The sequence below is a fragment of the Faecalicatena orotica genome (assembly GCF_905197545.1).
Lineage (GTDB): Bacteria > Bacillota > Clostridia > Lachnospirales > Lachnospiraceae > Faecalicatena_A > Faecalicatena_A orotica.
The window spans coordinates 1-22,612 of sequence record NZ_CAJJZH010000017.1; the positions used below are offsets into that span (position 1 = coordinate 1).

Consider the following 22,612-nt stretch of genomic DNA (forward strand, 5'->3'; position numbering starts at 1 on the left):
TCTACTGCCTACAGGAACAATTTTCTCCCCTTACCTCCAAATAATTGTTATTATTGATTCGGAAATAATTACTCTATTGTCCTTTTAATAATGGGATTTTGATTTGATTTATCTAAGAATAGGAATATCCGCTAAAAGATATGGGAATACTTTATACAATCACTATATTCAAAATACCCCCATACATAATAAATATGACTATATATAAATTATAGAAATCTGAAAAATCATAGAGTATTTTCAATAAAAAGTAAAATTAAGAAAATTCAACATTATATCTCTATAACACTTACAACTAATAAAGCGACCAATTCCAAGTACGAAATTTATATTGTAACCAAAAGATAACCTTGATATTTATTCATTTTTACGTCATACTGTTTAAATATGAAAACAGACATCTTAAAATTAAGAAAATCTCTTACCATTTATATAATATTTAACAATCTTTGCATAACCGTTCATTACATAGACTTCTAAGTCCTGATTATGCAGAACGCAACGGAGATTAAGTGTAAGAGCCGAGGTAATCTAAATGAGTTATATTATAAACGACATCTTATCGGCAATGAATTATTTACCTATTGGAATTATATGTGGATTTTTGGGAACAGCACTGCATTATATTCTAAAAAGTAAGGTAGTCAATAAGAAAACATGTATTCTTGAATTTTTTCTTATTACATATCTCACAGCAGTTCTTTTTATTGCACTTCTGTCCAGGGAACCTGGTTCTAGAGATATGGTGTCTCTGATTCCATTTTCTACATTTGGAACGACACCCCAGAGCCATGCGTATGTAGTTGAAAATATCATTATGTTTATTCCCTTTGGATTTTTGCTGCCACTACTGTGGTCACGTATGAATAACTTGTATTTCTGCTTATTAACGGCCTTTTTTACAAGTTTAGCAATTGAAGTGACACAGGTGATTACAAAGATGGGATATGGACAGACAGATGATGTAATTACAAATGTTCTTGGTGCCGCAGTTGGATTTGGGATATTAAGGATTATACAGAAAGTAAAATAAAAATACGGGCATGTCGGCAATCGGCATGTCCGTATTTTATCCTCTTAATATAGAAGATTTACTCATATATTTTTTCATTAATATCATCGAAAGAAACCAGCATAGTATCGTTGTGCTGTTCTGCATAGTCTATGGCTTGTTTGGTAAATCCGGATTTTGAAAAAATAATATAATATTTATTTGTATATTGAAATAATGTGCCCCGTTCTTTCAGAAGTTCAATAACGTCTAAAGCTGCAGGGCTGTTTCGCCATTTACATTCGCAAAAAAGTGCACTCGGTTCCTGTACAGACATTATATCAATTTCCTCCTGCCGCTTTTTTACCGGATTGTTCCCCCACCAGCGCCCACTGTTCCCTATCGGAAATGGAAGTGCTGTATAAATGTCGGGGAGATAAAGGTATTGCTGACAGATTTCTTCAAATACACTCCCCATGAAGTCGTTAAGCTGCGGACGCACCAGTGTTTTATAAATTGTTTCACCTATTCCACGTATAATACTGCTCAGATTGGGGCGGACGAAACGATACCAAAACAGAAACATGTTATCATCTAAGTGGTAAAGCGTTTTTTTACTTGATGCATTTTCTGTTACCGGAACCTCTTTACTCACGATTCCTAATGTTATGAGTGAAGAAATCTGGTTGCTGCACCCGCTTGTTTCAAGACCTGTTTTTGTAGCGATCTCATTCATACGGCTAGCGCCGCTGGCAATTGCGGAGATAATAGAATGATACGTCGCCGGCTCTTTCAGCTCCTGCTTCAACAGGTTAGAAGGTTCATCAAATAACCGGCCGCTTTCATCGAAGAACAGATTAATAATATTTTCATCCATAGACAGGGAGGAATCAATTCTTGAAAGATATTCAGGAATCCCCCCTGTTACGCCATATAAAATCGCCTGCTCTTCAGAAGAAAATTTTTCCAGCATGGGCCTGAATTCGAAATAGCTAAATGGATGTATCTTAAACTGTGCAGTTCTTCTGCCATACAAAGGACTTTTGTATCCAAGCACCTGTTCTTCCATGAAGCTCATTGAGGATCCACACAAAATTAGAAATAATTTGCTGTTTTTCCAACATTGGTCGATATGGCTTTGGATCATGGATGAAATAGCAGGATAGGAAGAAGCTAGATAAGGGAATTCATCTATAGCTATAATCAACCGCTCATTTTTATCACACAAGCTGTCAATATAATCTAATAGTTTTGCAAAATCTGAAAATTCAGGAAAATGAGATTCGATACCAGTATTAGAAAATAATGCCTTCGAAAATCCCTGGAGGTTTTCCTTTTTGGTTCCCTCAACGGCCATATAGTATATACTGTTCTTATCATTTATAAATTCATTAATTAAAGTCGTTTTGCCTACCCGTCTTCTCCCATAAAAGACAACAAATTCAAACTGGTTGCTTCCATATAACGTGTTTAACTTTTTTAATTCTCGTTCTCTGCCAATAAACATTAATATATCTCCTATAATAAAGCTGCTTTTTATTCTATAGCTGTGGGTCCCATATCACAAGTTAATTGAGGTACATTTCAAATTACTAATTGTATAATTAGTAATTATAAGATGAGTTTATCATTTTTTATCTTATTATGCAAGGGGAGGACTGGTTAATCCCCCGACCTCTCCGACCTGACGGGTAGATATTTTTCCACTATTTGCTTTGATGATAACCATGAAATTTCAGAATTCCCATATACTTGTTTGAATTTTCTTGTATATTGATAAAACAACATAATATGTGTCATATCTCCACATTTTTCTTGTATTCGTGGCACATTGCCACGAAATGTGTAATAATATATCTGTCACTTTTTAACAGATACGGGTAATTATTATGAGACAACGTCCCCCGAACATTCGATCGCCATGTCAACAATTTTCTTTCTTTATATCCTGCGTTAACATACAAAAGAGAGAGGTGATCATCATGAAATATAACAACAGGCAGCAAACGTTACTCGCCCAGGAGTTTGTAGACGTTCTTTCTATTGAACGGAATTTGGGGGAGAAGACTCTGTATGCCTATAAAAACGATGTCGATAATATGATTAGATGGATTGATCTGCGCCATTATGATGATTTGAACGATGAAACAGTTATGATGTATTTTTTATATCTCCAAAACGAAATTGAATTATCCTGCCGGAGCATACGCCGAAAGTATGTATCTATAAGGCAGTACTGTGATTTTTTAAATAAAACATTGGAAATGAACGAGGTCTTTTTTAAGTTCTCGTCCAGAAAATTTCAAATTCCCCGAAACCTGCCTAAGACACTTTCCAAAGCAGAAATACAGAGTCTGATTGCTTCAGTAACTGCGGAGTTTCAAAATGTTTCTTCGGATTATCATCGTAGATTGTGCATAAGGAATATGTGCATCATAGAGCTTCTGTTTTGTCTTGGACTGCGAATTGGAGAAATAGCTGCGCTGGATATTGAAGATTATAATCGGGAGGAGTGTTCTGTTCTGATTCACGGGAAAGGGAAAAAGGAAAGAATGCTGTTTATCTCATCGCCGGTAGTATGCCAAAAGCTGAATCACTGGCTCATAACCAGGTTGGAAATGAATCCACAGGATTCAGCTATGTTTGTGAATAAATCAGGGGGAAGGCTGAGTATTTTTAGTATTGAAAACATTTTTTATAAGTATAGAGAATTGTCAAAGATAAATCCCCACTCGACTCCGCATTTTCTGCGCCACAGTTTTGCAACACAATTGCTGAATAACGGTGCCAACATACGTGATGTACAGGAATTAATGGGACATAATAGTATCGTGACAACACAGATTTATACAGAAGTATCTTTGAATAGGAAAAGGGAAGTACTGATGAAGTATAATGGGAGAAATTTTATGAATACCGTATAGATGATGGTAATATTGAGTGAAAATGGCTGAATGGAGAGGCAGGTAGACTTACCTGCCCCATTTTGTAAGTGATTTGATGTTATCCTATTCTGCAGTGATAGTGTCTAAATCAATAAGATAAACGGCAGAATCATTTTTTTCGATTTTTGGTGAGAAACCACTTTTTGAGAAAAGAAAATAGTATATGTCCGCGTCCTTTCTGGACGGGGTAAATTTTTCCCGTGTATGTTTAAATTCAGACAATTCAAATGCTCTATTTTTAAACTTGCATTCACCTACCATAAAAGCGGTACGTTCCCGGTTTGCTGCCATAACATCAATCTCATCCGTTTTGTTCCACCATCTGCCAATCTGAGAAAAATGGAATGGTAAATGTCCTCTTTGATTTTCCCTGCGTAAATATTGGCGGCAGACATCTTCAAAAACATACGAAATAAATTCTTCAAGCTGAGGCTCAACGATGTATTTGTATACCCCCTCAAAGTCTCCGGCCTCTAGCTCAGACATATTCGGGAATACAAATGCATACCAAAAACGGAAAAACGGATCTGTTATCTTATATAAACCACGATGTGTATTTGCCTGCTCCTTAACACTGTCCGTCACTGAAAACTCGCGTTCAATAATTCCTAAATTCATCAGATTTTTTAAATACGCCATCAGCTTGCTTCTTTCAATCTGCGTTTTCTGGGAGATATCATTTAACCGCGTATTCCCCAGTGCAATTGCTTCTATAATAGTATTATAAACCGTAGTTTCTCTAAGCTCCTGCCGCATCAGAAATTCAACTTCACTATATAAAATGCTCCCGCGCTGCAAAACATTTCTGCATATATTTTCACCCACTGATTTTTGGCTGTCAAATTGCTTGAGATAATGTGGGATTCCGCCTAATATGCCATAGGTTCTAATCTTATCAAGTGCTGAGTAATCCGGGAAAAACCGGATAGCGTCATAAAAATCCATTTCATTCATCTTTAATATACCTGTTGCACGGCCATAAAGTGGATTTTTCTCCGCCAGAATCTCTTTCTCTATAAAGCTCATAGCGCTGCCGCACAATATGATCATTACATTTTCATCTTTCAGTTTCAGGTCCCAAAGATTCTGCAGGATTGATGGAATTGTCCGGTTGGCTTTTACCATATAAGGAAACTCATCAATTATTAACAGTTTTTTACCGGTATTCTTTAACTCCGTAATACTGGAGAAAGCCTGTTCCCAGTCGGAGAAGGTGGTTATATATTTTGATGCGGGAATATCCTTCTGGAGCACCCTGCTGCTGAAGGAATTCAATTGTTGTGAGTCAGTGCATTCAATACAGGAATAAAATACATGGTCCTTTCCCTGACTGAATTCCCGGAGCGTTTCAGTTTTACCAACCCTCCGCCGCCCATAGAGCACGATCAGCTCACTATTGGGGGATTCATATCTCTGATTTAAAAATTGTAATTCTTTTTCACGTCCGATAAACAAGCTGCATCTCCTCCATATCAAAAGTTTTCCCTTGGTTAGGTTAAATATACTCTACAAGTTTCAGATTGTCAATAATATATAATCGTGATTTTAATAATCATGGTTATATTATTGTCTGCGCTTTGATCTACCAGAACCTATCTTATCACTCCAATTCGCATAAATAGTGGGTATAAATAGCTGGCCCCAAACACCCCCAGTTTTTTTGGTCCTGTAACAATTCCCTCCAGTTCCAGTACTTTCTGATATGCTATTTCCACACTGCTTCTCGTAATACTCTTGTTCTTTCTATCAACCTTCATTTCACCACCGTGGACTTCATATTGAAACTTCAGCCCTTTTGCTGTATAGAACGGATAGGACTGGAATGCTGTGATAGCAGCCCAAAGGTTATCCATACTTCCGTCAGACGCTAGTTTTTCACATGCCTGTTTCCTTTTTCTATAGGTTATGATTCTTTCTGCATTGGCGGACAACTCATTTGCTTTGTATGGCGGCTTCACATATGGAAGGTAGGAATTGACGGAAGCTTTGGACAGATGAAGTTCCTCCATAATTTCAGCAGCAGATTTTCCCTGCCTGTAAAGAGAAAGCACCTCATCCGCTATGGGGGAATCATATACAAAGTCAATATCCCATTCCCTGGCCGTAATGAGCAGTTTCCTTACTTTGATCGGATTAAGGTCCAGCTCGTCTGCCACCTTGCGAAGAGATTTACCCTCTGTATATATCGTTACAGCATCGACTACCAACTCTCGTAGCACTTTGTCTGGATCATAATCCATATCTTCCCTGTTCCTAACCATTATAGCCCTCCATTTTTTATGTTAATCTATACATATTTAAAAGAACAAAACAACTTATTCTGTGTTGTTTTGTTCATAGCTTACCATAGAAAAGATGGGGGTGCAAGTTCTGGGTGGCAAAGTTCTGAACGGCGGATGATCCTTATTGAGAAACAAGTTTTCTTGTGGTATTATTTTAAATAGGTGGTGCGTTTCTAGGTTGAAAGTCAGGTCATTTTCTTTTCAAGGATTAAATTGTGAAAGGAAGAGAAAAATGATTAGTTTGGATGCGAAAGAAAAAGTGGTAGATACGAATGAATTGAAAATCTATCAGAATACATTGATTTATAGCGATAGTGTTATTCAATTGGACAATATTTCGCGAATTAGCGTTGCGCCTATGGAGAAAATGAAAGTTCCAACATGGGCAGTTGTTTGTATATTGGTAGGGTTTATAATGATGGGGTTCAACGGATTGATCGGATTCTTAATTTTGGCGGCAGGAATTGGTATGTGCGGTTATATCCTGTATTTTAACAGTCAATTGGGACATTACCTGACAATTGAATTAAATTCTGGCCGTCTTATATATTTTAGCGGGAAAGATGCTAGTTTTCTAAAACGAATTATGAAGGTGCTAGCGGAATGCATAAATAGCAGTCAGGCAAACTATGTAGTAAATATGGGAAATGCTCAAATTGAAAAAGTACAGTTTGGTGACAATAATCAAATGCGGTAGTTTATAAGGAGTGGTACAATGAGTGAATTTCATTTTAATGGAGCGATTAATGCTTCTAATTTCCAGGCTGGAGATTATAATACAATGTCGAATAATGCGAGCGGGAATATAGATTGGGAAATGCTGAGGTCTGGATTTGAAGCAATAGAATTTAGGGATTTTACAAGAAAAGAGACGAAGGTTTTGAATGATTCATTGGAAGCCATTGATAAAAAAGACAGTAAATCATTAAAAAAATTGGTTCAAAGTAATTTATGGGATATTGGCAAGGATATATTTTGTAATCTGACGGCAGGGGTGTTAGTGGAATTAATGAAGGTTTTAGTACTATAGTACGTTATGAACAATCACATGGGGAGAGAGGCCGTATAACCCAAAAAGTACAAAACATATCTGGTTATTTTAGAATTAAGTACTAAGAAGGTGATTCTCGTAAAGGGGCAGTATATTGCATACATGCCTCTTTTATTTTAGCCCTCCCCTCTTACGAGTGCGGGGCATGCCGTTTCCGCTGTAAGTAATCATTCATATCTAAATATCACCTTTCCATCTGATATAAGATAGAAAGGTGATATTTATAAGTACGAAGGACACTGTAAACGCTAAGACTGTCCTCTGGACAAACCAACTTCAATTCTAAAATAATCCAGATAGGCTTTGTACTTATCCCGTGCCATGAGACAGGTATCATATTGATACAGCAGAAATGGTTTGCTTTTCAATTACATCATCTACATTAAGAATTTTATTATCAACACCGATGGTATTGGTTTGAAAGATATATCGGGTCTGTTCATGGGTAAGGCGGCTGCCCTCAATGTGGTTCGAATTGTACGTCAGGTCAATTTGTGTTTTATGGTAAATGCCGCCGGAATATTCCAGGTTCTTCCATCAAGAAACTCTCCTGTTATACGAGTATAGTATATCATATTATCGGCAGGATAATTATTGAATTTTCAATCTTATGTGCATTATTTTTGTCATCCTCAGAAGAGGAATAAAGTTTTTGAAATTGACAGGTTACGAAATAGTTTCCACAGCATACAGAGGCAAATTAATCAGCCATTCTTCTTCTTTGTAATCGGCCATTGAAACTCGCAGCGATGATTGAGGATGAAATTTTTCACGATAGCTTTTCAAACTTTTTGCCTGCAAATTTTGTTCAGCCTTCACTTCAATCGGAATTACATCATGCCCATTATCAATGACAAAATCTATTTCTGCTGTACCACGATCATTTGTCCAATAATATATATTGAGATTTTTGATTGTTTCGAGTTGCTGAAGGACATATTGTTCAGTCAATGCGCCCTTAAATTCTTTGAAAAGGTTATTTCCATCCAACAGTGTTTCCTGACGCAATCCTGTCATACAGGAAAGTAAACCAATATCTAAAAGAAACAATTTAAATGCTTTTAAATCCTCATAAGCACTTAAGGGAAGACTAGGTGCCTTCACCCGATGGATTTTATGAACCAAACCACAATCCGTAAGCCATAACAGTGCCAATTCATATTCCTTCGCTCTTGCCCCTTCTTTAACAAGTCCGTAAATAAATTTCTTGTTTTCCTTTGCCAATTGTCCCGGAATACTGTTCCAAAGCATTCTGATCCGCGGAACGGTCTCATTAGGTGCATGTTTTGAAAAATCCTGTTCATATGCTGACAGTATTCTTTGCTGGATTTCACGTACTTCATTAAAATCTTTATTTTCAGTAAAACTCATGACAACTTCTGGCATTCCACCAACATAATAATAGTATTTAAGCAAATCAATATAATCCTGTTTAAAGGCAGAAGCCATTTCAAAGTCTTTGTTTTGAAGAAGAGTTACATGTGGTTTTTTCCCCAACGCCATTATAAATTCAAAGAAAGACAGCGGATAAAGATCCATAAACTCAACTTTTCCTACTGGGAATGACGTTCCATTATGCAAAGCTACACCAAGCAGACTCCCAGCGCATACAATTTGATAATGAGGTGCATCTTCATTGAAATACTTGAGGGAAGTCAATGCTTTTGGTACCTCTTGGATTTCATCAAAGATTAAAAGTGTATTATCAACATCTATTTTATGTCCGGCATATAATTCAATTCCAGTAACAATTCTCTCAATTTCAAGACTTCCATCAAAAAGATTTTTCATCCGCTCGTTATTGTCAAAATTAATATAAATTACTTTACTATAATTCTCTTTACCAAATTCTTTCATGAGCCAGGTCTTTCCAACCTGACGGGCTCCTCTAATGATGAGAGGTTTCCGATTCTTCTTATTTTTCCAATTGATTAATTGTTGCATTGCTATTCGATACATCAAAATTACCCCCTAACAATTATATTAACTTAAACATAGCATATTAACAGCAAAAATCATAGGACTTTTTGATGAAAATAACATTTTTTAATTGGATATAATGTCGTATGCGTGAGTTTTTCTGCTTAGGGGTGTATTAATTAAAAATATATTCTACACTTTTCTGCCTGCCCCACAGGTGTACTAAAAGCACAAATTGCTTCAGATTATTTGTGCTTTTTTGATGTACAAATTTGTCTGGATTACGTTAATTTCCAGAGATGACAGGGTATTGTATATGCATTATGGAATGTATTTCCGAATCAATAATTGTTATTATTAGCACCTCCCCCATTTCCCCATCCCCCCGCCTTGTCATTTCCCCCTAACTCCGCTATAATAAATAGAGCAGTAATATTTGAAGTCTCGAAGCCGAATCAAGATAATCCAAAATAAAATACCGCAGGAAAAGGAAAAAGTAATATGGAATTAACATCTAAAAGAATGAAGAATTTATTTTTGAGCCAGTCATATTTTGATGCATGGGAAGATTATGAGAGGAGTCTCAAAAAGTCTAGTTTTATTAAGTGGGACTATGTGATTCTGACTGCATCCAATGAAGAGCAGGCGGCGATGTACCGCGGGCAGATTGAGGAGCGCCTTCAGCAGCGCCGCCTTCCGTCGTCTACGATTTATGAGGTTCTTCCGGATCCGGAAGGCAGGAGAGTGGGATCGGGAGGGGCCACTTTCAATGTGCTGGCTTACCTTGCTCAGCGCGAAGGGAAGTCAGAGTATCATTTTAAGGACAAGCGGATCCTTGTGATTCATTCCGGAGGGGACAGCAAACGTGTTCCGCAGTATTCTGCGACGGGTAAATTATTTTCCCCGGTTCCGCGTGAACTCCCGAATGGATATGCCTCTACGTTGTTTGATGAGTTCATGATCGTGATGTCCGGTGTGCCTTCCAGGTTCAGGGAAGGAATGCTGATTCTTTCTGGTGATGTTCTGTTATTGTTCAATCCTCTGCAGATTGATTTCCAGAATGAAGGTGCGGCAGCTATCTCGTTCAAGGAGCATGTGGATACGGGAAAGGATCATGGCGTTTTCTTGAATGACGGGAATGATTACGTGGCAAGGTTTTTACATAAACAGACGGTATCTATGCTCAGGGAGAGCGGTGCGGTGAATGACAGGGGATGTGTGGATCTGGATACTGGGGCCGTGATCTTAAGCACAGGTCTTATGGATGCGCTGTATTCTCTGATCAGTACAGATGGACATCTGGATCAGGGTAAATTTCAGGAATTTGTAAATGACAAGGCGCGGATCAGCTTTTATGGTGATTTTCTTTATCCGCTGGCGCGGGAGGCTGCTTTGGAGCAGTTTTATCAGGAAGCGGCAGAAGGGGTAATCTGCGAAGAACTGATCAGCTGCCGTGAGAAAATCTGGCAGGCGATACATTCATTTTCTATGAAACTGCTGTGCCTTTCTCCGGCAGAGTTTATACATTTTGGTACTACGAAGGAACTTCTGAGTCTTGTGACAGAGGATGTTTCCTCCTATGAGTTCCTTAACTGGAAAAAGCAGGTGATGTTCTCAGGAGTCGGAGATGCAGATTTTGCTGCACACAGGGCGTATGTAGGGCGCAGGGCGAATGTCCGGAAAGGTGCGTATCTGGAGGACTGCTTTATACTGGGCAATACAAAGGTCGGTGAAGGATGCGTGATATCCAACTTAAAACTGACGGGTTGTATCATTCCGCCGGGAATCGTTCTGCATGGCCTGCGTCTGATTAACGGGAAGTATGTTGTCCGTATTTATGGTGTAGAAGATAATCCGAAGGGATTCTATAAAGAAAATGACAGTTTTCTGGGTACCAGTCTTTCCAGACTGTTAAGTGAAAATGATATTTCACAGGATACATTGTGGCAGGATAAGGACAAGTATCTGTGGTTTGCCAACCTATATCCGGTATGCGACACCATGCAAGAAGGAATAGAGCAGGCTCTTTTCCTTTATGATATGTGTCATGGGCGTGTTGCGAAAGAAGAGATCAGGCAGTGGAAGACAAGGAAGAGAATGAGTCTGTATTCCAGCTTCTATATGGCAGATGTTAATTACAGCCGATCATGGAAGGATGAGCTGGAAAACCGTATCCTTGCAAGTAAGTTTGTAAATATGCTGGAGAGCGGAGTTTATTATAAAGATGCTTATCAGGTGTTTGGCAGCAAGGGAATTACAGAGGCGATTTACAGGGAGCTTCTGAAGGATGCGCAGGATGCAGAATTTTCACTGAGGATCAGGATTTACTATGCGGTTTCCAGATTTATGAAGGAAAAAGATCTGGAATTTGATGGGATGTCCTATGACTATACAGAGGGACTATGTTTTGAAGGGATTCAGAAAGAAATTTTTGACAATGCGGTCAGTAAACTGCGTACTGCTAATTCATTTAAGATCTGTAAGGACAGGGTTGATGTAAAGCTTCCGGTCCGTGTTAACTGGGGAGGCGGCTGGACGGATACCCCGCCGCACTGTAATGAACAGGGCGGAGTTGTGCTGAATGCTGCAATCAGCCTGAATGGGATTCTGCCGGTACAGATTACGGTAAAACGGCTTGAAGATTACCATATTGAATTTGAGTCCACGGATATCGGTGTGTTTGGAGAGATTCATACTGTTTCGGAAATTCAGGACTGCCATAATCCATATGATTCTTTTGCACTCCACAAAGCCGCACTGATTGCATGCGGGATTGTGCCGTTATATGGGGATGCGTCATTGGAAGATATCTTGAAGCGTCTGGGCGGAGGAATTTATCTTTCCACGCAGGTGATCGGCATACCAAAAGGCTCCGGTCTAGGGACAAGCAGTATTTTGTCAGGTGCATGTGTAAAAGGGATTTACGAATTCCTTGGTGCGGATATCAGTGATGATGAGATTTACGGCATAGTTCTTTCTATGGAACAGATTATGAGCACCGGCGGAGGATGGCAGGACCAGGTTGGCGGTCTGACGAACGGAGTAAAGTTTATTACGACAGAGCCGGGCATTGATCAGGAAATTCATGTTGAGAAGGTGCATTTGTCAGATTCTGTAAAAGAAGAGCTTCAGGAACGGTTCGCTGTCATTTATACAGGGCAGCGCAGGCTGGCAAGAAACCTTCTGCGTGATGTTGTCGGAAGTTACATCGGTGCAAGGCCGGAGAGTATACAGGCACTGAAGGAGATGCAGCCTTTGGCAGCGCTGATGAAGTTTGCTCTGGAAAGAGGCAGTGTAGATGAGTTTGCAGAACTTCTGAACCGGCACTGGGAACTTTCAAAACAGCTTGACCAGGGATCATCCAACACTTGTATCGAGCAGATTTTCCTATCCTGTCAGGATTTGATAAGCGGGCGGTTTATTGCCGGCGCCGGCGGAGGCGGCTTCCTGATGGTAATCTTGAATAAGGGAGTTACAAAACAGCAGCTGAAAGACAGACTGCATGAAATTTTCCAGGACAGCGGAGTAGATGTATGGGAATCCGCATTTATATGGGATTAATACATAAAGCCCCCAGCCGGTCAGCGTAGAGATAGGCTGGGGTGTAAACGGTAACGGGAGGCGGCCATGCTATACGAAGAAATAACCAAATGTGTGAAACAGGCGGGCGGTATGATGAAAAATGCGTCTGCTTCAGAAACGGATATATATAATAAGGAAGGTTTTTCTAATTTTGTCACGGAATATGATAAGAAGGTGCAGGATTTTCTTGTACAGGAAATGAAGAAACTTATCCCTGAGGCCGCATTTCTGGCAGAAGAGAATGGGGTTCAGCAGAGTATGGGAGAAGGGGATTGTTTTATTATCGATCCCATTGACGGAACGACGAATTTTATATTCGACTATAAAAACAGTTGTGTTTCGCTGGGACTTGCGAAGAATAAGGAGATGGTTTTCGCGGCCGTCTATAATCCTTATACAGAGGAACTCTATACAGCGGAAAAGGGAAAAGGTGCCTTTAAGAATGGGAAGAAAATTGCAAGTACATCGAAAGGCCTTGTGGACAGCATCGCGGCGTTTGGATGTGCGAGATATAATTCCGACGATACAGACCGGATATTTGATTTTGCAAAATTCCTTTATCTGAACAGCCTCGGAGTCCGCAACGGCGGCTCCTCAGCCATTGACCTGTGCAGAGTCGCATCCGGCAGCAATGGAATTTATACGGAGCTCCTTCTCCAGCCTTGGGATTATGCTGCAGCCTCTTTGATTATCAGTGAGGCCGGGGGCAGGATCAGCCAGGTGGACGGGAAAGAAATCACTCTTGATAAGCCATGTTCTATACTGGCAGGCGGACAGCTTTGCTGGAAGGAAGCGTTGGAATTGTGGCATAAGTTTTAAAACGCATAGGAAGAGAAGCACCCCCGCATGAAGACTGCGGGGGTAACTTTATTTTACCCATCGTTTTCGAAATTCTCCGGGTGTTATGCCTTCTATTTTTTTAAAGAGTCTCGTAAAGTATCCGGGATCATCTATTCCACATTCTCTGCTGATATTTTCGATGCTGTCATCAGTAAATCGCAGCAGGCGCTTTCCAAGAGTGATTCGCTGGTAAATGATGTAGTGGTTGATGGATGCCCCGAATTGTTTCTTGAACAGCCTTGTCAGATAGTATTTATTAATATAGAAGCGTTCCGACAGCGCATCCAGATATATTTTTTCAGTAAAATGTTCATCTATATATTTTTTAATATCGTTTAATTTAGTCTGTGCGGCCTCCTGATGATCTGAAATCAGGCTGTGCGAGCCGCTTTCTTCCATTGTAAGGGTCAATAGCCGGACCAGCTTTTCATATAGTTTCATGTCTCTCACAGGACTGTCGGCATTTGCAGTCAGAAATATTTCCTCCAGCAGGTTTTCGTAGCGTGCAGGTTCACTTGTTGTAAAATACCAGGTTCCACCCCTGTCTAAAAACTTCTCATAAATGCTGTCCATATTCGGTCCGTAAAAGTGGACCCATTTGAGCCGCCAGAGCTGTTCAGTCGAGGAAGCATGGGAATATGGCTTCTGGCAGTTAAAGAAAACGCAGTCTCCGGGGCGCAGGTGCACCTCTTTATTGTCGTACTGCACACTGCCCAGACCGTCTAATACGATAAAAAACAGGTAGGAATTTAATTGTTCCCTCCGGCTCACATGAGGCTTAAGTGCAGTGAGTTCACCCGTTTCCTGCAGGTAGATCAAAGAACTCTTGGCAAATACCGAAGGTGTATACAAGACTCTGTTGGACTGTACCTGGTTACCGGTAAATAATTGTTTATCCATGATAAAACTCCTTTGTCAATATAATCCTATATAGAATGTAACATAGAAAGCAAAATAATCCAATCATATTTTGTGAAGTAGTTAATAATTCGTTACTATTCACTCCCCAGCCTATCACTACGCTGATAGGCTGGGAGGAATAACGTAAAGCAGCCAATAAGCCTGCCCCTCGCCGAAGGCGACTTTAAATGGGCAGGCGAGTTACTGTTTACAGGCGTGCCTGTGAACAGTAATAATAATTCACAAAATCAGCAAAAATAAGGTGTTTATATATAAATCAGGATTATATTGAAAAAAACACTATTCAAGATAGTCCTATTATATAGCAAGAATCTCTATTACTTTTTGTACAATATCCAAGTATAATCGGTAATTGAGCATGTAATTAAATTCATTTGATAATAGAGAGGGAAAGATATGAAAAAGGCATTGATTACCGGTATTACAGGACAGGATGGTTCCTATCTGGCTGAATTTTTGTTGGAAAAAGGGTATGAGGTACATGGAATTACACGAAGGGCATCGATTTCCAACACGTCACGTATTGATCACCTGATAGAAAAAAATGCAGTTACACTGCATGACGGCGACTTGTCAGATTCTTCATCCCTGATACGTATCATTGGAATTGTACAGCCGTATGAGATTTATAATCTGGCGGCGCAGTCGCATGTACAGGTATCCTTTGACGTACCGGAGTATTCCGGGGATGTGGATGCCCTCGGGGTGCTACGTATACTGGAAGCTGTCCGGATTCTGGGACTGACGGGGAAAACCAGGGTCTATCAGGCATCTACATCAGAATTATACGGAAAGGTAGAAGAGGTGCCGCAGAAAGAGACGACGCCATTCCATCCTTATAGCCCGTATGCGGTGGCGAAACAGTATGGATTCTGGATTGTCAAAGAGTATCGGGAGGCGTACGGCATGTTTGCGGCCAACGGAATTCTGTTTAACCATGAGTCAGAACGGCGTGGAGAAAATTTTGTCACAAGGAAAATCACGCTGGCAGCAGCCAGAATCGCCTGTGGGTTGCAGAAAACGCTGCAGCTGGGCAACATGGATTCCCTCAGGGACTGGGGATATGCAAAAGATTATGTAGAATGTATGTGGCTGATGCTGCAGCAGGAGACACCGGATGATTTTGTGATTGCTACGGGAGAACAGCATACAGTCAGGGATTTCACTGAAAAGTCATTTGCAGAGGCTGGGATTACTCTTCGCTGGGAAGGGAAGGGGATCGAAGAAAAGGGCATCGATACAGTGACGGGAAATGTGCTTGTGGAAGTGAACGAGACATGGTTCAGACCCACAGACGTGGATACTCTGCTTGGGGATCCGACAAAGGCTAAGACCATACTCGGATGGAATCCGAGAAAGACAAGCTATGAGGAACTGATTAAAATCATGGTGCAGCATGACTTGGAACTGGCAAAGAGAGAAGCAGCACTGAAAAAGGTTTGCTAAGGAACAGACAACTGGATAGTCGAAGACATAGGAGTGTGAAACAATAAATGGAAAAAGAAGCTAAAATATACGTTGCAGGACATAGGGGAATGGTCGGATCGGCCATTGTAAGGACACTGGAGAAGCTGGGATACCATAATCTGCTTACCCGCACCCACCGGGAACTGGATCTCTGCAGTCAGGAAGCCGTAGCTGCATTTTTCAGGGAAGAGCAGCCGGAATATGTATTTATGGCGGCAGCAAAGGTAGGGGGAATCATTGCCAATTCCGAAGCACCGGCAGACTTTATGTACGAGAATATGATGATGGAGATGAATGTGATCCATTCTGCGTGGCAGGAAGGGTGCAGGAAATTACTGTTCCTCGGTTCTTCGTGTATCTATCCCAGAATGGCCGTGCAGCCTATGCCCGAGAGCTGCCTGCTGACATCGGAGCTGGAGAAGACGAATGAGGCATATGCCCTTGCTAAAATCAGTGGTTTAAAATACTGTGAATTTTTAAACAAACAGTATGGGACTGATTATATTTCAGCCATGCCGACGAACCTATACGGACCGAACGACAATTACCACCCTACCCACAGCCATGTTCTGCCCGCGTTGATCCGGCGTTTCCATGAGGCGAAGGAGCAGGGGCTGAAGGAAGTTGTATGCTGGGGAACCGGTGCGCCGCTGCGTGAATTTTTGTATGTGGATGATCTGGCGGATGCGTGTGTTTTCCTGATGAATCATTACAGCGGCATGGAGACTGTGAATGTTGGGACTGGTTTAGAACTGTCAATCAGGGCTCTGACAGAATTGGTGGCTAAAGTGACCGGGTATGAAGGGAAAATACTCTGGGACCATGACAAACCGGACGGAACACCGCGAAAACTGCTTGATGTATCAAAACTTGAAAAGCTTGGATGGAAGTACCGCGTAGATCTGGAGGAAGGAATCCGCCTGACTTATGAGGACTTTTTAAAAAATCCGATGAGAGCGGAGAGATAAATAAGAGGGTATGGTGAAAAGATGAACATTGTATTACTGTCAGGCGGTTCAGGAAAAAGACTGTGGCCGCTATCAAATGATGTGAGGTCAAAGCAGTTTATTAAAATATTCAAATGCGAAGACGGAAGTTATGAATCGATGGTCCAGAGAGTTTACCGCCAGATCAGGACGGCAGATATCGACAGCACGGTTACCATTGCTACATCAAAGACGCAGGTATCTGCGATCCACAACCAGCTGGGAATGGACGTGAATATATGCGTAGAACCATATAGGAGGGATACGTTTCCCGCAATTGCACTTGCGGCTTCTTACCTGCGTGATATAAAAAAACTGTCAGAGGATGAGTCCGTTGTTGTCTGCCCGGTCGACCCTTATGTAGATGAAGAATATTTTAAGGCGCTCTCCAGGCTCGGCAGTCTTGCAGGGGAAGACGGGGCAAATCTGGTATTGATGGGGATTGAGCCGACTTATCCAAGTGAAAAATACGGATATATTATTCCGGAAAGTGAGGCGGAAATCAGTTCGGTAAGAACATTTAAGGAAAAACCTGATGTGGAAACTGCAGAGAAATATATCCAAAACGGTGCGCTCTGGAATGGCGGGGTCTTTGCCTTTAAGCTGGGATACCTTTTGGAAAAGGCCCATGAAATAATCGGTTTTACAGATTATAATGACCTGTATGATAAATATGAAAGTCTCGAGAAAATAAGTTTTGATTATGCGGTGGCCGAGAAAGAGAAAAAGATACGTGTGATGCGTTTCTCCGGTTACTGGAAGGATCTCGGTACCTGGAATACTTTGACGGAGGAGATGGCAGAGGCTGCTATTGGCGATGTTACTCTGAATGATAGTTGTGAAAACACGAGTGTTATCAATGAATTGAATGTTCCTGTTTTATGTATGGGCACTAAAAATATCATTGTTGCTGCAAGTGCGGAAGGGATCCTTGTTTCGGATAAAGAGCAGTCCAGTTATATCAGGCCATATGTAGATGCGATGGAACAGGAAGTGATGTTTGCGGAAAAATCATGGGGCAGTTACCGTGTTCTGGATGTCGGGGAGGACAGCATGACCATAAAGGTAATTCTGAACAGCGGACATAACATGAACTACCACAGCCATGAAAACAGGGACGAAGTCTGGACTGTCGTGTCAGGCATGGGCAGGACCATAGTAGACGGCATGGAAGAACCCGTGAGGCCGGGGGACGTTATCACGATGCAGGCGGGATGCAAACATACTGTTTTTGCTGATACCGAACTGGAACTGATAGAGGTCCAGCTCGGCAGGGAGATTAGTGTATATGACAAACAAAAGCATGACCTGGAAGTGTGAGCCCTTTCTTTTAAAACCGGCAGGGAAAGATTATATCTGGGGCGGAAGACGGCTGAAAGATGAGTACGGCAAGGAATTAGAAGCAGTGCCGCTTGCCGAAACATGGGAGTGTTCGACCCATCCCGATGGGGAAAGTGTTGCAGCATCCGGGGTCCATGAGGGGGAAAAATTAAGCATAATCTTTAAGGAGCACCCGGAATATATGGGTACCCACCCGAAAGGGAACGGGGAACTGCCGATTATGATCAAACTGATTGATGCAAAACAAGACCTCTCGGTACAGGTGCACCCGGATGATGAGTATGCCAAAAATCATGAGAACGGACAGCTTGGAAAGACGGAGATGTGGTATGTGGCTGATGCTGCTAAAGATGCCAGACTGATCTATGGTTTTTACCATGACATGGATAGGAAGTCGGTTAAAGAGGCTCTGGAAGACCACACGATTGAGAAATACCTGCAGAAAATAAGGATTCAAAAAGACGACGTTTTTTTCATTCAGGCCGGAACGGTTCATGCAATCGGGGCCGGGACCCTGATTGCTGAAATACAGGAAAGTTCGAATCTGACATATAGGTTATATGACTACGAACGCAGGGATAAGGATGGAAATTTTAGAAAGCTCCATGTAGATAAGGCGCTGGATGTCCTGAACTATAAAAGCAGCGGCAGCCCCCGCCAGCCAATGCGGGTGCTCCGTTACCAGAATGGTTTTGCGCGGGAACTTTTGTGCAGGTGCAAATATTTTCAGGTGGAACGTTATCTTCTGAATACAGAACGGACGAGAAAACTCGTAAATTTTGACGTGGGCAGGAATTCATTCAAGGTACTCTTATGTCTCGAGGGCTGCGGCGTTATTTTTATGAAGGACGGCCAATTCCTGAACATATTCAAGGGAGACTGTATCTTTGTGCCGGCAGGCTGTGAGTGTTTCAAAATGCATGGGAAACTGCAGCTTCTTGCTGTCGGATGCTAGGGAGGAAAATATGATACCAGTAGTACAGATGGAAGAAGAATATTTCCGGTGGCTGGGAGAAGCCGGCCGGGATGAGGATGTTATAAAAGAACTAAAGGACATGGAAGGGGATGCCTGTAAGATACAAGATGCCTTTTACAAGAATCTGGAATTCGGAACCGGGGGACTGAGAGGGGGGATCGGAGCGGGGACAAACCGTATGAACGTATATACGGTAGCAAAAGCGACACAGGGATATGCGGATTATTTAAAAAAGAATTTTCCGATTGAGAAAAGAATGGCGGCGATCAGTTTTGATTCGCGTATAAAATCAGAGCTATTTGCGAAAACGGCAGCAGAAGTATTGGCTGCGAATGGAGTCAGGGTTTTAATATTCCGTGAATTAATGCCTACGCCCTGTTTATCGTATGCGGTCAGGCAGCTGGGCTGTGCAGGCGGTATTATGGTAACCGCTTCCCATAATCCGGCACAGTATAACGGGTATAAGGTTTACGGTGCGGACGGCGGACAGATTACAGACACCGCTGCTGCTCAGATTCTGAGTGACATAGACAAGACGGATGTTTTAAACGGTGCAGAAAGAATCGCGTTTGAAGAAGGCCTTGTGTCCGGCACGATTCAATTTATCGGCGATGATGTTATAGATGCCTATATAGGCAGCGTTAAGTCACTGTCTCTGGCAGAACAAGAGATGGGCAGGGAAGACATGTCTATCGTATATTCACCACTAAATGGCACGGGGCGAGTTCCAGTGTTTCGCTGTCTTCGTGAGTGTGGTTTCCGAAAGATTACGATGGTCAAAGAGCAGGAATATCCGGACGGAACATTTCCCACCTGCCCTTATCCCAACCCGGAAGAGAAAGACGCGATGGCGCTGGGAATAGAATATGGCAAGCGTGTCAATGCGGATCTGGTTCTCGCAACAGACCCGGATTGTGACAGGGTGGGAATTGCAGTGAAAAAACATGAAAATGAATATACCCTGCTGTCAGGGAATGAGACCGGAATCCTGCTGTTTGATTATATATGCAGCCAGAGGCTGGCCCAGGGTAAGATGCCGGAGGATCCTGTTGCAGTAAAGACGATTGTTACAACGGAAATGGCCCGGGCTGTAGCACAGGACTATGGCGTGAGGCTCATCAATGTTCTGACCGGATTCAAATATATAGGAGAGCAGATTACACAGTTGGAGAAAAGCGGCAGGGGGGATTCTTATATCTTTGGATTTGAGGAAAGCTATGGGTATTTGAGCGGCACCCATGTCAGAGATAAAGATGCAGTGAATGCGTCACTCTTAATCTGCGAGATGTTCGCACACTATAAAGAGAAAGGGATTTCACTGATAGACCGGCTTACACAGCTCTTTCTGAAATATGGTTACTGGGTAAACACCCTGCATTCCATCCGGATGGAGGGAGCGGACGGCATGGCGAAAATGCAGGAGATTATGGAGAAATTCCGGGCAGGAGTGGACGAGTTTGCGGGATATAAAGTGGCAGAATGTACGGATTACGCAGAGGGAATAAACGGACTCCCAAAATCGAATGTGCTTCAGTTCAGGCTGGAAAATCAATGCTCGGTAGTGATACGCCCTTCCGGGACAGAACCAAAGCTGAAAATATATATTTCGGCATGTGCAGGAACAAAGGAGCTGGCAGAAAGGGCGGCGGAGGATGTAAAGAAATTTGTTATAAGATTCTGCTGATGATTATGCATATGATGTGATGGTAATAAAACAGGGAGTGTACATCTGTACACTCCCCACTATATTTAAAACTTAAAAGTATTCCGGATCCCATCCCATTTCTGGTCTTTCTCACTTAAGTTCAGCCCGGTCCCGTCTTGCAGACGGTACCCCCCGGCTGAAGCACTGCCGGGGTATTCACCGGTAACCTGAGGCCAGGTGATTCCGATTTCGGGATCATTCCACGCCAGCCCGCCTTCGTCGCCCGGATGATAGAAGTCTGTACATTTATAGCAGAACTCCGCGACATCAGAGAGAACCAGGAATCCGTGTGCAAAGCCTTCCGGAATATAGAACTGTTTCTTATTCTCCTCAGTGAGCTCCACGCCGAACCATTTTCCATAAGTATCGGAACCACTCCGAAGGTCTACGGCAACGTCGAAGACATGGCCTTTGATCACACGGACGAGTTTTCCCTGTGGGAATTCTTTCTGGAAATGGAGCCCGCGCAGTACGCCTTTTGTGGAGCAGGACTGGTTATCCTGAACGAACTGCATGTTCAGCCCGGCCTCTTCCATGTCTTTCTGGTTATAGGTTTCCATGAAATATCCTCTGGCGTCACCGTGGACAGCCGGTTCGATGATACAGAGCCCCTCGATGCCGCCAACATTTTTATCTACTTTTATCTGTCCCATCTTTACCTCCTGATATTTCCTAAAATTCAATTTCTTTCAGATATCTCTGAAGCGCATCCTGCCATGTAGGCAGAAGAGTAAATCCATTTTCGGTCAGCTTGCTTTTGTCGAGCCTGCTGTTGAAAGGCCGTTTCGCTTTTGAAGCGCCGTACTCCTCGGTTGTGACAGGGATCACATGAAGCCGGTCAGCAGAATACTCCGGACGGCCCATTGCGGCAGCCTGGCGGAAGATTTCTGTCGTAAAATCATACCAGCTGATATACCCGCCTTCGTTTGTTGCATGATAATATCCATATTTATCTGTTTCAATCATGTCGACAAGCAGTTTTGCCAGATCATAAGTATAAGTAGGAGTTCCGATCTGGTCGCTTACGACCTTGATTGTATCGTGTGTTTTTCCGAGACTTAGCATTGTCTTAATGAAGTTTTTGCCGTTCTTGCCAAATACCCATGCAATGCGTACGATATAATATTTTTCCAGTGTCTCTGAAACAGCGAGTTCACCGGCAAGCTTTGTTTCGCCGTAAACACTTAAGGGTTTATAATCCCGGCAGTCCGGCTTCCAGGGGGCAGTGCCCTGGCCGTTAAACACATAGTCGGTAGACAGATACAGCATTTTGCAGTCCAGCTCTTTGCAGACTTTTGCGATATTCTCTGTCCCAACAGCGTTAACAAGACGTACCTTTTCACGATTTTCTTCATCCTCGGCCGCATCGACAGCGGTCCACGCTGCACAGTGGATCACAGCATCGGGAGCTGTTTCTGTAACAACTCTGTTAACCGAAGCGGCGTCCGTAATATCCATTTCTTCAATATCTACACCGACAGCCTCATGGCCGCGTTTTGTCAGTTCATTGACGCAGTCAAAGCCAAGCTGTCCCTTTACACCTGTTACTAAAACTTTCATATGTCCACTCCATTTCTAAAGGGGAACCTTTCACCCTTTTGCTGC

The 22,612-nt window shown here is 42.1% G+C and carries 18 protein-coding genes and 1 pseudogene; 11 read left to right on the forward strand and 8 right to left on the reverse strand.

From position 1 onward, the window contains the following. Window positions 1-535: 535 nt before the first annotated feature. Window positions 536-1,033 carry a VanZ family protein gene (locus ABIN22_RS22250; RefSeq protein ID WP_346911342.1) on the forward strand — a complete coding sequence of 166 codons (498 nt, stop codon included), beginning with the start codon at window positions 536-538 and terminating at the stop codon, window positions 1,031-1,033. A 58-nt stretch (window positions 1,034-1,091) separates the two neighbouring features. Here the strand turns inward: ABIN22_RS22250 and ABIN22_RS22255 are convergent, their stop codons facing one another. Beyond that, on the reverse strand, window positions 1,092-2,498 hold the full coding sequence (locus tag ABIN22_RS22255; RefSeq protein ID WP_346911344.1) for an ATP-binding protein: 1,407 nt from the start codon (window positions 2,496-2,498) through the stop codon (window positions 1,092-1,094). 475 nt (window positions 2,499-2,973) lie between these two features. Here ABIN22_RS22255 and ABIN22_RS22260 point away from each other — a divergent pair, with 475 nt between their 5' ends. Beyond that, window positions 2,974-3,915, forward strand: a complete 942-nt coding sequence (locus ABIN22_RS22260) for a tyrosine-type recombinase/integrase (protein WP_346911346.1) — start codon at window positions 2,974-2,976, stop codon at window positions 3,913-3,915. Window positions 3,916-3,999: 84 nt separating this feature from the next. Here ABIN22_RS22260 and ABIN22_RS22265 read toward each other — a convergent pair whose 3' ends face one another. Further along, complete coding sequence (locus ABIN22_RS22265; RefSeq protein WP_346911348.1) at window positions 4,000-5,412, reverse strand: ATP-binding protein; 1,413 nt, start codon at window positions 5,410-5,412, stop codon at window positions 4,000-4,002. 116 nt (window positions 5,413-5,528) lie between these two features. Next, window positions 5,529-6,197, reverse strand: a complete 669-nt coding sequence (locus ABIN22_RS22270) for a helix-turn-helix domain-containing protein (RefSeq protein ID WP_346911350.1) — start codon at window positions 6,195-6,197, stop codon at window positions 5,529-5,531. A gap of 253 nt (window positions 6,198-6,450) precedes the next feature. Here ABIN22_RS22270 and ABIN22_RS22275 point away from each other — a divergent pair, with 253 nt between their 5' ends. Both ABIN22_RS22275 and ABIN22_RS22280 read left to right on the forward strand, forming a co-directional pair. Next, complete coding sequence (locus tag ABIN22_RS22275; protein ID WP_346911352.1) at window positions 6,451-6,915, forward strand: hypothetical protein; 465 nt, start codon at window positions 6,451-6,453, stop codon at window positions 6,913-6,915. 18 nt (window positions 6,916-6,933) lie between these two features. Further along, window positions 6,934-7,248: a hypothetical protein gene (locus ABIN22_RS22280; protein ID WP_346911354.1), complete on the forward strand. Its 315-nt coding sequence runs from the start codon at window positions 6,934-6,936 to the stop codon at window positions 7,246-7,248. A gap of 352 nt (window positions 7,249-7,600) precedes the next feature. Here ABIN22_RS22280 and ABIN22_RS22285 read toward each other — a convergent pair. Continuing rightward, a pseudogene (locus tag ABIN22_RS22285) lies at window positions 7,601-7,797 on the reverse strand (cell filamentation protein Fic); the annotation flags it as partial. 138 nt (window positions 7,798-7,935) lie between these two features. Further along, on the reverse strand, window positions 7,936-9,228 hold the full coding sequence (locus ABIN22_RS22290) for an ATP-binding protein (RefSeq protein WP_346911356.1): 1,293 nt from the start codon (window positions 9,226-9,228) through the stop codon (window positions 7,936-7,938). Window positions 9,229-9,711: 483 nt separating this feature from the next. On the opposite strand from ABIN22_RS22290, the gene ABIN22_RS22295 reads away from it, so the two are divergent. Both ABIN22_RS22295 and ABIN22_RS22300 read left to right on the forward strand, forming a co-directional pair. Then, a complete protein-coding gene (locus ABIN22_RS22295; protein ID WP_346911358.1) occupies window positions 9,712-12,750 on the forward strand; it encodes a fucose pyrophosphorylase domain-containing protein in 3,039 nt (1,012 codons plus the stop codon). Window positions 12,751-12,816: 66 nt separating this feature from the next. Further along, window positions 12,817-13,590, forward strand: coding sequence for an inositol monophosphatase family protein (locus ABIN22_RS22300; protein WP_346911360.1), 774 nt, complete (start codon window positions 12,817-12,819; stop codon window positions 13,588-13,590). A gap of 48 nt (window positions 13,591-13,638) precedes the next feature. On the opposite strand, the gene ABIN22_RS22305 is transcribed toward ABIN22_RS22300, so the two are convergent. Then, window positions 13,639-14,511 carry an AraC family transcriptional regulator gene (locus ABIN22_RS22305; RefSeq protein WP_109733772.1) on the reverse strand — a complete coding sequence of 291 codons (873 nt, stop codon included), beginning with the start codon at window positions 14,509-14,511 and terminating at the stop codon, window positions 13,639-13,641. A gap of 417 nt (window positions 14,512-14,928) precedes the next feature. On the opposite strand from ABIN22_RS22305, the gene gmd reads away from it, so the two are divergent. The 5 genes from gmd to ABIN22_RS22330 are packed head-to-tail and all read left to right on the forward strand — an operon-like array spanning window position 14,929 to window position 20,986. Continuing rightward, complete coding sequence (gene gmd, locus ABIN22_RS22310) at window positions 14,929-15,978, forward strand: GDP-mannose 4,6-dehydratase (protein WP_346911362.1); 1,050 nt, start codon at window positions 14,929-14,931, stop codon at window positions 15,976-15,978. 47 nt (window positions 15,979-16,025) lie between these two features. Continuing rightward, on the forward strand, window positions 16,026-16,967 hold the full coding sequence (locus tag ABIN22_RS22315) for a GDP-L-fucose synthase family protein (RefSeq protein ID WP_109732751.1): 942 nt from the start codon (window positions 16,026-16,028) through the stop codon (window positions 16,965-16,967). A 21-nt stretch (window positions 16,968-16,988) separates the two neighbouring features. Beyond that, a complete protein-coding gene (locus ABIN22_RS22320; RefSeq protein ID WP_109732750.1) occupies window positions 16,989-18,305 on the forward strand; it encodes a sugar phosphate nucleotidyltransferase in 1,317 nt (438 codons plus the stop codon). After that, window positions 18,274-19,281, forward strand: a complete 1,008-nt coding sequence (gene manA, locus ABIN22_RS22325; RefSeq protein ID WP_346911365.1) for a mannose-6-phosphate isomerase, class I — start codon at window positions 18,274-18,276, stop codon at window positions 19,279-19,281. Before ABIN22_RS22320 ends, manA begins: the two co-directional genes overlap by 32 nt. A 10-nt stretch (window positions 19,282-19,291) precedes the next feature. After that, entirely contained in the window at window positions 19,292-20,986 is a 1,695-nt protein-coding gene (locus ABIN22_RS22330; protein ID WP_346911367.1) for a phospho-sugar mutase, read from the forward strand. A gap of 65 nt (window positions 20,987-21,051) precedes the next feature. Here ABIN22_RS22330 and rfbC read toward each other — a convergent pair whose 3' ends face one another. Continuing rightward, window positions 21,052-21,660, reverse strand: a complete 609-nt coding sequence (rfbC, locus tag ABIN22_RS22335; RefSeq protein WP_346911369.1) for a dTDP-4-dehydrorhamnose 3,5-epimerase — start codon at window positions 21,658-21,660, stop codon at window positions 21,052-21,054. A gap of 19 nt (window positions 21,661-21,679) precedes the next feature. Further along, window positions 21,680-22,567 carry a dTDP-4-dehydrorhamnose reductase gene (rfbD, locus tag ABIN22_RS22340; protein WP_118620434.1) on the reverse strand — a complete coding sequence of 296 codons (888 nt, stop codon included), beginning with the start codon at window positions 22,565-22,567 and terminating at the stop codon, window positions 21,680-21,682. Window positions 22,568-22,612 lie beyond the last annotated feature (45 nt).